This window comes from [Bacillus] enclensis (genome assembly GCF_001456935.1).
GTDB classification, from domain to species: domain Bacteria; phylum Bacillota; class Bacilli; order Bacillales; family Bacillaceae_B; genus Rossellomorea; species Rossellomorea enclensis.
Map to the genome: position 1 here is coordinate 210,459 of NZ_KQ758483.1, position 12,189 is coordinate 222,647.

Below are 12,189 nucleotides of genomic sequence, written 5' to 3' on the forward strand. Positions count from 1 at the left end.
CCAAAAAGGCTGCTTTTTAATGATGATCTTCTACAGGATCGTTCGGGATGATCAAAGTCATCACAAATAGTAAAACTGTGATTACAACTGATAGTACCAAACCTGTCATAAAATGAAATGATAATCCATTCATTGAACTTACAACGTAATTTAACATCTGAGTCAACAAAAACGCCCAGAAAAATGTCCAGAAAAATTTCACGCCAGTCACCTCATTCCTCTATATTCATCCATATGTATATGGGTTGCCACCATTTTCAATCTTTTTTATCATACCACACCTATTTAGAATAATAAATGACGAATATGTGAAAATGTAACCCCTGTCATCCGCTTCCAGTCAGCAAATAACTTGTTTGTATTTTTCCTTTGAAATAGGCGAACTTCCTTTCATAATCTTTATCTTTACATACCATGTAAAGACTCACTATGTAAAAGGAGAATTCCGATGAATCAGCGATTGTTTAAGCTAGATCAAGAGTGGTGCATGATTCATTATCCTGAAAGGCCAAACGGATTTGCCATAATGATTCTCGGTGACCACCATCATTACGTCGATCATAAAACGAGCTTTTGGGATCAGCACGAAGCCAGGAAAAAATGGATAAGAGATTTAACGGCAAAAGGGTATATTGTTTTTTACAGCAACCTTTATGGAGCTAATTGGGGGAGCGAACAGGCAGTAGAATTAGCGGGCAGGCTGTACGAATATGTAAAAAGGCGTGAAATCATCAACAGCAAGATTCATATTCTTGCAGAAGGGATGGGCGCCCTCGTCTTCAAGGAACTCTATCCCAGAATGGAAAAGGAAATAAGAGGAGTGGTCATGCTTACACCCTGTCTTTCTATTTACGAACTGATCAAGCATGAAAAAGAACAAAAATTTTTCTATAAAAAGCTTCTCAAAGAATTAACGGCTTCTCGTGGGATAAAAGAAGAGGACTATGAACAGCTGCTCATACCATCCAACCATGATAATGCAGCATTTAAGGACAGCCCCATTCCCCTTTATATCATTCAATCCTATAATGTTAATCGTTATAAAAATCAATTCTCACTCATAAAAGATATATATAAACATCGTTTAGAGAAAGGGTTGTCAACTGATCTCTTTTACGTTGTACCAGAAAAGAGAGATTCACTTGGAATGAAATTCGCCTCTTACTTCTCTTTACATGAGAAAGTACTATAGTCTTGATTAGGAGTGAGTGATTTGAATCATGCAGTTGTATTTGCTGCACAGCAGTATTTGGGATTTGAACTCTGCCGGGCACTTCTGGAAAAAGGGTGGACTGTAACAGCTGTGGATGATGAGGTGGACACAGGGGATAAATGGATGGAAATCGGGAGAAACGCTAACATTCAATATGTTCCTGTAGAAAAGTGGGATCGGGAACTGCCGATTGAATGCAGGCTGTTTCTCCCTTATTATGACCAAGTCGGAGGCAGGAGTCTGCAATGCCTTTCCCCATCTGTAATCGGTAATATCAAGAGTGGTGAAGACGGACTTCCGGAAATCGTGCGGATTTTCCCGAATCAAACAGAAAGGAATATCGGCAGCAATTCCAGTGATGCAGCTTCCGCCACTTTTTATCTGCCTACACTGTATGGGGGCCATCAGCCATCGCAATTCTTATTTGCACAGCTCCTGGAGGGGAAAAGAGAAAACGAAAGCAAGTACGAGGATGATCCAAGCGGTGCAATATATGTGAAAGATGCAGCGATTTCCATCCTGAAACATTCAGGAAGGCAGGGGACTTTTTCTTTAAGATCCCTTTCTGAAAACAGCTGGGAAGAAGCTCTTTCCTATATAACTGAAGATCCCTTTGCTCCTATTGAGAAAAAACGGTCCATGATAGGGAAACCCATCATTGTCCATCCCTCCAAATGTCATGAATCCATATTGAAAGAGCAGAAATTAGTGATGAACTCTTTCTGAAAGAATGAATGAGAAAAGTTTTTCTTTTATATGGATACGGATGGAGGTAAAATGGACATATTGGTGTAATATTTTTCTAATGATACTTTTTATCAGCGCTGCATTGACTTTAAAGGAGTTGCTGCACATGAGAAAGAAACGAACCTTTTTTATTCTCGCTATTTTAGTACTTTGCTTGAGCGGATGCATGAAAGAGAATGTATCCGATGAATTGGATAATGTAGGTCTCTTAGTCCCGGAAACCGTGAATGATGGTGTTTGGGGAACAAAAGGCTACAAAGGATTATTGAAAATACAATCAAAACACGATGTAGACGTATTTTATAAAGAGAGCATGAACAATGATACATCAATCGAACAGGCGATCAAGCAATACGATCAAGACGGCGTCAACCTTGTTTTTGGACATGGAAGTGAATATGCTGATGTTTTTAACCGTACAGCCAAAGAGTATCCCGATATCCATTTTGTCAGTTTTAATGGAGAGGCAACTGAAAAAAATACAACCAGTTTAGCGTTCAAAGGGTATTCGATGGGATTTTTCGGGGGAATGACAGCGGCCCACCATTCCAAGACGAATAAAATCGGTGTGATCGCCGCCTTTGACTGGCAGCCTGAAGTACAAGGGTTTGTTGACGGCGCTAAACACCAGAATAAAGACATTGAAGTGATTGTTGAATACACAAATCACTGGGATGACAAAGAAAGGGCGCTTGAGCGGTTGGATTCGCTCGTGAAAAAGGATGCCGATGTTGTATATCCTGCCGGGGACGGCTATAATGTAGCTGTTATCGAAGAACTGAAAGAGGAAGGATTATTTGCAATCGGATATGTATCCGATCAATCTGACCTTGGTGAATCAACTGTACTAACAAGTACGGTGCAGCATGCGGATAAGCTGTATGAACTGGTAGCCGATAAGGTTGCCGAGGGTGACCTATCTTCAGGGGTCCTCGAATTTGACTTTAAAGATGGAGCCGTTTCATTAGGTAAATTCAGTCCCCTGATATCAAAGGATTTTCAAAAGTCCATCAATCAGCAAGTCAAAAACTATATCGAAACAGGAAAATTACCAAACGGAAAGGAAGCAAACCAATGAACCAGGACAAATCAATGGAATTTATGCAGCAGATCGCAATGAAGTACTTACCCCAAGCAAAACAGACACTTGATGAGGCAGGCATCGAATTATCCCCGGAAATGATCCAGCCCTTCATGACCCTGTTCACCCAGGTAATGGGAGAAGCATACGAATTAGGGAAAAGAGATGCATTACATAGAGATTAAGGTAAAAAAATGTTAAGAAAATTTTAATCTTACAAAAACCCGAATTAATTTGAATTTCTACCTTCAGATTAGTTCGGGTCTTTTAGTTTTGTCTTATTATTCGTAAATATTTTTGCTAGTACCAGCGGTTGATTGGAGTGCAAGACGAAGACTCCTGCGGGAAGAGTGGCTAATGTGAGACGTGTCTAGCTCCAGCGGCTAGAGGCTCGAGGTCATAAGGTGAGCAAGCCAAAAAGGCAAAAAACGCCTTTCCGGCTTGCTCACCTTATGCTTGTCGCCTCTGGGCAAGCCGCTTCCGCTTTTCTATTTGTCCAGCTCCAGGGCTTAGAGGCACATGTCATAAGTCAACTCGTCCAAGAAGGCAAAAAACGCCTTCATGGCCGATTCGCCTTATGCCACCCGTCTCTGAGCAAAGCCCCTCCGCTTTTCCCACCCGCAGGAGCGAAGGCGACGAGGAGGCTCACGGGCTACCCGCGGAAAGCGAAGTCTTGCACGGAAATCATTAGCGTGGTTTAGAATCAGTACTGAATTCGAAAGTAAGTAGAAAACAAAATATATTGCACAAAGAATCAATATTCGTTAAAATTAGTACCAAGTCATAATAATTGATAATAAACTTATAGTATAGGGAGTAAGAAAATATAAGAAAGCAGGGGATGCCAGTATGAATACAGGAATAATCGGAATTGGGCGTTACCTTCCAGAAAAAGTTTTAACAAACGCTGACTTGGAAAAAATGGTTGATACTTCGGATGAATGGATCCGGACCCGGACAGGAATTGAAGAAAGGCGCGTAGCGGGTGAAGACACAGATACTTCAGACATGGCTTACGGGGCAGCAATGAAGGCGATTGAGGATGCTGAGATCTCACCTGAAGAGCTGGACTTAATCCTCGTTGCCACCGTAACTCCGGATCAGCCTTTCCCTTCGGTTGCCTGCCTTCTTCAGGAAAGATTGGGAGCGAAGAAAGCTGCAGCGATGGATATCAGTGCAGCCTGTGCAGGTTTCATGTATGGGATGATCACGGCAAAACAATTCATCGATAATGGTGCTTACAAGAACGTTCTGGTAGTAGGAGTGGAAAAGCTCTCAAAGATTACTGATTGGGACGATCGAAATACAGCTGTGCTGTTCGGTGATGCAGCAGGAGCTGCGGTACTCGGTCAAGTTCCTGATGGAAAAGGGATTCTTGCCTTCGAACTAGGGGCGGATGGTTCAGGAGCGAAACACTTGTATCAGGAAGAAAACATTGTGATGAACGGCAGGGAAGTGTTCAAATTCGCTGTTCGCCAAATGGGTGAATCCAGTGTGAATGTCATTGAAAAAGCTGGCTTGAAAAAAGAAGATGTAGACTTCCTGATTCCTCATCAGGCAAACATCAGGATCATGGAAGCTGCAAGGCAGCGTCTGGAACTTCCGGTTGAAAAAATGTCCAAAACGGTTAATAAATACGGCAATACATCAGCTGCCTCCATTCCGGTTTCTTTAGTTGAAGATCTACAGGATGGAAGAGTCAAGGAAGGCGATGTAGTAGTCATGGTAGGATTCGGCGGCGGCCTCACCTGGGGCGCGATCGTCATGCGCTGGGGTAAATAAAATGTAATTCTTCTATAAATTGTTTCTAAAGGAGATGGATCGAATGAGTGAAAAACGTGTTGTCATTACTGGTTTAGGTGCGGTTACACCATTAGGGAATGATGTACAATCGACCTGGAGCGGTATTCTGGAAGGAAAGACGGGTATCGGACCGTTAACCAGGCTGAATGCCGATGATTATCCTGCGAAAGTAGCAGCGGAATTGAAGGATTTTGATATCGAACAATATGTAGAACGTAAAGAAGCCCGTAAGATGGACCGATTCACCCACTATGCGGTTGCAGCTTCCATGATGGCAGTCAAAGATGCAAATCTGGAAATCAACGATGAAAATGCTCATCGGGTAGGGGTATGGATCGGATCGGGAATCGGCGGAATGGAAACATTTGAAAACCAGTACGAAACATTTCAAAAGCGCGGATACCGGAGAGTAAGTCCGTTCTTCGTTCCAATGATCATCCCCGATATGGCAACCGGCCAAGTTTCTATCATGCTCGGTGCTAAAGGAGTCAACTCTTGTACGGTTACCGCTTGTGCAACGGGTACAAACTCCATCGGTGATGCTTTCAAGGTCATTCAGCGCGGAGATGCAGACGTCATGATTTCCGGCGGAGCGGAAGCACCGATCACCAAAATGTCTGTTGCAGGATTCTGTGCCAATACAGCACTGTCAACCAACACAGATCCCGAAAAGGCTTCACGTCCATTCGATGCGAACCGTGACGGATTCGTAATGGGAGAAGGGGCTGGGGTTGTCGTATTGGAGGAACTGGAACATGCCTTGAAACGCGGCGCCACAATTTATGCTGAAGTGACGGGCTATGGAAGCACAGGTGATGCCTATCATATCACAGCACCTGCACCAGCAGGGGAAGGCGGGGCGAGAGCGATGAAAATGGCCCTTGAAGATGGAGGGGTTCGTCCGGAAGAGCTTGATTATATCAATGCTCACGGAACAAGTACTCCTTATAATGATAAATATGAAACAATGGCAGTCAAAGAAGTTTTTGGTGAACATGCCTATAAGCTTGCGATGAGTTCCACCAAATCAATGACCGGGCACTTGCTGGGTGCTGCCGGTGGAGTCGAAGCGATCTTTACCGTATTGGCAATGAAAGACAGCATGCTTCCACCGACAATTAACCTGGACACGCCTGATCCAGACTGCGATCTGGACTATGTGGCAAATGAAGCGAGAAAACGTGAAGTGAATGTGGCGATGAGCAACTCGCTGGGATTCGGCGGACACAATGCAACACTTGTCTTCAAGAAATATAAAAATTAACATGACGATACAAAAAGCGTACGGAGATCCCCGTGCGCTTTTTTTAATGGCAATTGTTCAGCTTTGCGTTGTTTCTAAAATCTCTTTTTCTACATATACATCTTAAAAAAAGAGAAAGAGGGATGAATGTGACAATCGCCCCGACTGATGAATGGCTAGAGGATTCACTGGATCATCCGATAAATTATTTAAAAAAGACGAAGCAGGGGAAATCTGACGATAATGAATCTTTGTACCAATATCTTATGAAGCATGGAATGTACCGGCCGTCATCCGGAGCCAAAATGATTTATGAAGCGATGAAGAAAAATAAACTGTGGGATTTGTTTATGAAAATTGAAAAGGTATACAGAAATAGATGGAATGGCCCCGATGTGCCTGTTTATCTCTTGCCTGTTCAGGAAAAAAGAGGCCTTTTTCAATCATCCATGAAGAAGTCCGGAGTGTGTTTCAAGGACGAAATATATTTATTTGTGACTGAACAGGAAGACCTGAAAGAATATGAATCGTTATTTGTTCATGAGTATCATCATTGTGTAAGGATGGACAAAATGAACAAAAAAGATGAAGATTATACCCTTTTGGATTCGATCATATTTGAAGGACTGGCGGAGCATGCCGTGCGGGAGTATTGCGGATATGAATATGTTGCGTCATGGACGAAGGCTTACAATGACAAAGAACTTACTTATTATTATGAAAAGTGGATAGAGCCGAATGTTGATATCACGAGGGCGAACCCGCTGCACGATCAATTGCTCCTCGGCCAGAAAGGATATCCGAAAATGCTTGGATATGCCGCAGGCTATTATCTGGTGGAAAAAGCACGCAAAAATAATAAGTTTGTGACAAAGCTCTTCCTGGGGAAGCCGTCTTCCTACTTCCTGCCGGATAAGAAGGGTTGAGACTCGGATTCAGACAGACACCCGTTTTCGTCATATATCACCCTGTAGGACATAAACTATAGTATAAAAGGACAAGCAAAAAACGAGGGTAGAGGCGGAAGGTATGGTGTTTCGTATGTTCATATTGTTTATTGGTTTTGGACTGGCCGTTTCCGGCGGGGTGAGCCTGATTATCTATCTGAACCTGCTTACAACAGGTATGACAATAATCGAATATTTATTATTTATAAGCACACGGGTAGAATGTTATCTTTTCCTGGTCGGGATTCTCATCATTACCGTAACGATCTACCTGCCTCGCAGGAAAAATAACGACTATCTATAAAAGGTGCCGAATCAGGAATATTTTTACTCCGTTCTGCCTATACTGATTGACAAATAAGATTGTAGCAAAGCGAGGGGTCAATCATGTTATATCTTCATGATGTATGGGTAAATTGGTTCGAAGGCGAAGAAAATGGCTACAATGTGTGTCATTTTCACGAATGGAGAAAAGAAGATGTCATTGAGTTGTTAGATCAAGTCCCTTTAATGAAGGTGGATACTGCACTTTTTCACTACATCGAGAATGATTTATCAGAATTACCTCAACAACTGCTGAATGATGTGTATCAAAAAGCATATTTAAGAAAGAACCATGAGCGGATTCAGCTTGATTATTGCTTTATAGTCACGGATGGGACAGGCATAATGGCGATTGATACGATTGGATATACCGTGCCGATCCGAAAGAGCAGACTAATACCGAGGCAGGAGCAGCTGGTTTATGAAATGGTGGAAGGTCATGAATCCCTTTCATACTCAGTGGATCAGGAACCGAAACCCGAGCACAACTATCATATCCTTTCCCCGAGTCCATTAGTGATGAACGGACTGACAAGGAAGGAAAGACAGTTGAAACAGCTCCTATTCATGGCGCTTGATCAACTCCATAGTTCGAATAATACTGCCGAAATCCGATATTGGTATACGGAATGGGCACCTGAACAATACCGGGTCATTCAGCACATGGAGTTTGAAGACGTATGGAACATGTTATATGAAGAAACAAAATACGGATGGTCGGACAAGCACCTGACCCTATGTGAAAATATGATAAAAGGGCAGCCGTTTTTCGAGAAGTTATGGGAAGTTGAAAACAGGCCAAAAGTGAATTGAATGTAGGGACCTTAAGTCTGCAGCAGGCTTAAGGTTTTTTTATGCAAAAAAACCGGAGCTTGATATCAAGCCCCGGCACATCATCCATCATTTTCTCTTTCGTTCTTTACGGCCAAGTCCCATGGCTCGTTCCATTTTCTTCAGCATCTTGCCCGCTGCACGGTTTGCTTTTTCAGCGCCGCGGTCGAGAATGTCATCTAATTCTTCAGAATCGATCAATTCATTATACCGGTCCTGAATGGGCTTAATGGTGTTAACGACAACTTGAGCCAAGTCGCTTTTGAATTCACCGTATCCTTTACCGTCATATTTGTGCTCCAGTTCTTCTATAGTAGTGCCTTCAAGGATAGAATAAATGGACAGCAGGTTAGAAACACCTGGTTTATTCTCTTTGTCATACTTCACGATACCGTCTGAATCAGTCACCGCGCTTTTGATTTTTTTCTCGATCTGTTTTGGATCATCGAGGAGCGTGATGAAGGATTTTTGATTGGCATCTGATTTACTCATTTTCTTTACCGGGTCCTGAAGCGACATGACGCGGGCGCCGACTTTCGGGATGCGCACTTCAGGGATGGTAAAGATGTCATTGTATTTATTATTGAAGCGCTCTGCAAGGTTACGTGTCAATTCAAGATGTTGTTTTTGATCTTCCCCGACCGGCACCAGGTTCGTTCCGTACAGCAGGATATCCGCAGCCATCAAAGGCGGGTAGGTCAAGAGGCCGGCAGAAACGGCTTCCTTTCCATGAGATTTATCCTTGAACTGTGTCATTCGCTCAAGTTCACCTATATACGTCACACACTGAAGGATCCATCCCGCCTGCGCGTGGGCAGGTACTTCCGATTGAATGAATAATGTGGATTTCTCCGGATCGATTCCGCATGCGATGTAAAGGGCAGCAAGGCTTTTGATATTTTTGCGAAGCTCCGCTTTGTCCTGCTGAACTGTAATGGCGTGCTGATCGACGACGCAGAAGTAGCAGTTATATTCATTCTGTAATTCGGTGAACTGCTTCATCGCCCCGATATAGTTACCAAGCGTAATCGTTCCGCTCGGCTGTATTCCGCTGAAAATTGTCTGCATTTCATTTTCCTCCTATATTTAAACAAAATAAAAACCCACTCGTCCTTTTAATATAGGGACGAATGGGATGATATCCGCGGTGCCACCCTAAGTACTCATTATGATGAGTCAGCTTAGTCCATGCAGTTTGCATGAAGCCCCTGTAACGTGGGACAAGCCCGTTATTCGCTAATCTGCAAGCGCATTTCACAAATAAGGCTCAAAAGTCCATTCCCTAAAAAATGATTACTTGTTCACACCGGCCACAAGCTCTCTTGGAAATCATTTTATAGGTACTATTCTTTATCAACGCCAGAATATATTGATACCACTATTATAGTGAATCCATTCCTTCAATTCAAGTATACAGGAGATAGGACAACGCCAACGAAATGATAAGGAGAATACCACCTATACCAAGAAGGGATCGGGTTACCCGGTATGACCTGATCACTGAAAGTTCCACGTGGGCTTCCTTTGTGTCATCAAGATCATCGAATTGAGAGACGTACTTGCCCTGGGTTGTGCTTCTCCGGAATCTTTTCAGTGAATAAATAATTCCGTTGAAAAAACCTTTCTGAAAGATATATAAGAAGGCACCGAATATAAAATAAATCATTCCTGCAATAAATAGGCTGTTTATTAAGGAGAGCATGTATGTATCACCTTTAGCTAGTGAGACAGTGAGGGAAGCGATTAAGATGATAACTGCAATCAAATAAATATTAACTATACGTTTCATAATACTCCTTTATTCCTTTTTTATAGAAAGTATACACGAAGCCCATCGGTGATTTCAATTGGATTCATATATATACATTCTGGCGGATTGTGTATTCCCTTGATATACATTCATCTCTGAATAGAGCACAATCAGCCAATTATTAGAATCTTGACAACATCTGCTATTGGACTCTCAGATTGCACAAATTTAATAAAGAAACAGAACCCTTTATAAATATAATAGATGAAACTTTTAATCTATTTAAGATATGTAAAGATTGCAGATAGACAAAAAACGGTTTATTGTAACAATTGTAATAGGACAAACACCCTAAAAATGATGCTTAAAACCTTAATACATCAAGGTTTTACTAACATATGACCTACTAATCTGATAATTTTGCAAAAAAACTGTTAAATTAATATTGCAAAAATATCTCTATCATGTATAATAAGTAACAAATCTTCTGAAAATTAGAAGATAAATAAATATGAGATTTACGAGGAGGTCAATTTCAAGATGAAGAAAAAGTTTTCATTCTTGCTGGTTCTTCTTCTGGCTCTTAGCACGTTCCTTGCTGCTTGCGGCGGCAATGACGATGCTAAAGGAGGAGATTCAGGTGAAAAAGGCGGCGACAAGCCTGCTGAAGGTAAGGAACAAGTTCTTAACCTGCTTGAGAGTTCTGAGATCCCATCAATGGACTCTACACTGGCAACTGACTCTGTTTCATTCAACGTAATGAACAACGTATTCGAAGGTCTTTACCGTTTAGGTGAGAACGACGAAGCGAAGCCTGGTATGGCTGAAAACATGGAGAAGAGTGAAGATGGATTAACTTACACATTCAAGCTCCGTGATGCTAACTGGTCAAACGGAGAGCCTGTTACGGCTAACGACTTCGTTTACGCTTGGCAAAAAGCTTTAAACCCTGACACTGGTGCAGAGTATGCGTACATCATGTACGATATCAAAAACGCTGCAAAAGTGAACGCTGGTGAAGTTCCGGTTGAAGAATTAGGTGTTAAAGCCGTTGATGACAAAACGTTGGAAGTACAGCTTGAAGGTCCTGTACCTTACTTCGAAGCATTACTTTCATTCGCAACTTTCTATCCTCAAAACCAAAAATTCGTTGAAGAACAAGGCGATCAATATGGTCTTGAAGCGGGTAACGCATTATACAATGGTCCTTTCACACTTTCTGAGTGGAAGCACGAACAAAGCTTCAAATTATCCAAGAATGATAACTACTGGGATAAAGATACTGTGAAGTTGAAAGAAGTTAACTTCAACATCGTTAAAGATACTGCAACTGCAGTTAACCTTTATGAAACTGAAAAAGCTGACGTAACTGGTCTTTCAGCTGAATTCGTTGACAAGTACAAAGATGATCCTAACTTCAAAACACGTGCGGATACTGCTGTATACTTCCTTCGTCTGAACCAGAAGAACGAAGTAATGGCTAACGTAAATGCACGTAAAGCAATCGATGCTGCATATGACAAGCAAGGTATGGTTGATGTTCTTATGAACAACGGTTCAATCCCTGCTTACTACCTGGTACCAAAAGATTTCGTTTCTGGTCCTGATGGTGCTGAGTACCGTGAAACTGTCGGTGATTTCGGCGGTTACGATACAGAAAAAGCTAAAGAATACTGGGCTAAAGCGAAAGAAGAGCTTGGTAAAGATTCTGTTGAGCTGGAACTATTAAACTATGATTCTGAAAGCTCTAAGAAAATCGGTGAGTTCATTAAAGAACAGCTTGAAACGAACCTTGAAGGTTTGACTGTTTCCATCAAAGCACAGCCGTTCAAGCAGAAGCTTGATTTAGAATCAAAAGGTCAATATGACTTCTCATTCGCTGGATGGGGTCCTGACTATCCAGATCCGATGACATTCATCGACATGTTCGTTACAGATGGAGCTCATAACCAAATGGCTTACTCTAACAAAAAATATGATGAGCTAGTTGAAAAAGCTAAAGGTGAACTTGCAAGTGACCTTGAAGCTCGCTGGCAGGCTATGATCGACGCAGAGAAAATCCTTTTCGAAGATCAAGCAATCAGCCCGATGTACCAAAACGGTACTTCTTATCTAGAGCGTCCATATGTTAAAGGTATCCTTCGCCATTCATTTGGTGCTGATAACTCTTACAAGTGGGCTTCAGTTGAGTAAGTAACAGCTCAATGACAAACCTTAAAAGGGAGAGTGTATGCATGGGCATACGCTCTC

General features: G+C 42.1%; 13 protein-coding genes and 1 other annotated feature. Of the genes, 10 read left to right on the forward strand and 3 right to left on the reverse strand.

The features are described 5' to 3' along the window. Positions 1-16 precede the first annotated feature (16 nt). Positions 17-211 carry a YjzD family protein gene (locus tag AS034_RS08760; RefSeq protein WP_419184977.1) on the reverse strand — a complete coding sequence of 65 codons (195 nt, stop codon included), beginning with the start codon at positions 209-211 and terminating at the stop codon, positions 17-19. 237 nt (positions 212-448) lie between these two features. Here AS034_RS08760 and AS034_RS08765 point away from each other — a divergent pair, with 237 nt between their 5' ends. The 9 genes from AS034_RS08765 (at position 449) to AS034_RS08810 (ending at position 8,171) form a co-directional block, all read left to right on the forward strand. Then, positions 449-1,192, forward strand: coding sequence for a hypothetical protein (locus tag AS034_RS08765; protein WP_058298239.1), 744 nt, complete (start codon positions 449-451; stop codon positions 1,190-1,192). 21 nt (positions 1,193-1,213) lie between these two features. Then, positions 1,214-1,939, forward strand: a complete 726-nt coding sequence (locus tag AS034_RS08770) for a hypothetical protein (protein ID WP_058298240.1) — start codon at positions 1,214-1,216, stop codon at positions 1,937-1,939. 127 nt (positions 1,940-2,066) lie between these two features. Then, positions 2,067-3,038 (forward strand): BMP family ABC transporter substrate-binding protein, encoded by a 972-nt coding sequence (locus tag AS034_RS08775; protein WP_058298241.1) that lies wholly within the window; start codon positions 2,067-2,069, stop codon positions 3,036-3,038. Further along, entirely contained in the window at positions 3,035-3,226 is a 192-nt protein-coding gene (locus AS034_RS08780; protein ID WP_058298242.1) for a ComZ family protein, read from the forward strand. The genes AS034_RS08775 and AS034_RS08780 overlap by 4 nt, the downstream gene beginning before the upstream one ends. Positions 3,227-3,890: 664 nt before the next feature. Then, positions 3,891-4,823, forward strand: coding sequence for a beta-ketoacyl-ACP synthase III (locus AS034_RS08790; protein ID WP_058298244.1), 933 nt, complete (start codon positions 3,891-3,893; stop codon positions 4,821-4,823). Positions 4,824-4,866: 43 nt separating this feature from the next. Beyond that, a complete protein-coding gene (gene fabF, locus AS034_RS08795) occupies positions 4,867-6,108 on the forward strand; it encodes a beta-ketoacyl-ACP synthase II (protein WP_058298245.1) in 1,242 nt (413 codons plus the stop codon). A gap of 122 nt (positions 6,109-6,230) precedes the next feature. Next, entirely contained in the window at positions 6,231-7,013 is a 783-nt protein-coding gene (locus AS034_RS08800) for a DUF2268 domain-containing putative Zn-dependent protease (protein WP_058298246.1), read from the forward strand. Positions 7,014-7,116: 103 nt separating this feature from the next. Beyond that, the gene (locus tag AS034_RS08805; RefSeq protein ID WP_032089172.1) at positions 7,117-7,338 is read left to right on the forward strand and encodes a YuzI family membrane protein; all 222 of its coding nucleotides are present in this window, start codon (positions 7,117-7,119) and stop codon (positions 7,336-7,338) included. 83 nt (positions 7,339-7,421) lie between these two features. Next, positions 7,422-8,171, forward strand: a complete 750-nt coding sequence (locus tag AS034_RS08810; protein ID WP_058298247.1) for a YjbA family protein — start codon at positions 7,422-7,424, stop codon at positions 8,169-8,171. Between the two features lie 87 nt (positions 8,172-8,258). On the opposite strand, the gene trpS is transcribed toward AS034_RS08810, so the two are convergent. Next, positions 8,259-9,257 (reverse strand): tryptophan--tRNA ligase, encoded by a 999-nt coding sequence (gene trpS, locus AS034_RS08815; RefSeq protein ID WP_032089170.1) that lies wholly within the window; start codon positions 9,255-9,257, stop codon positions 8,259-8,261. 51 nt (positions 9,258-9,308) lie between these two features. Beyond that, positions 9,309-9,555, reverse strand: a binding site (T-box leader). Between the two features lie 39 nt (positions 9,556-9,594). Next, entirely contained in the window at positions 9,595-9,978 is a 384-nt protein-coding gene (locus AS034_RS08820) for a DUF3899 domain-containing protein (protein WP_082641656.1), read from the reverse strand. Between the two features lie 501 nt (positions 9,979-10,479). Between AS034_RS08820 and AS034_RS08825 the strand changes: the two genes are divergently transcribed. After that, positions 10,480-12,132, forward strand: coding sequence for a peptide ABC transporter substrate-binding protein (locus AS034_RS08825; protein WP_058298249.1), 1,653 nt, complete (start codon positions 10,480-10,482; stop codon positions 12,130-12,132). Positions 12,133-12,189: the final 57 nt, after the last annotated feature.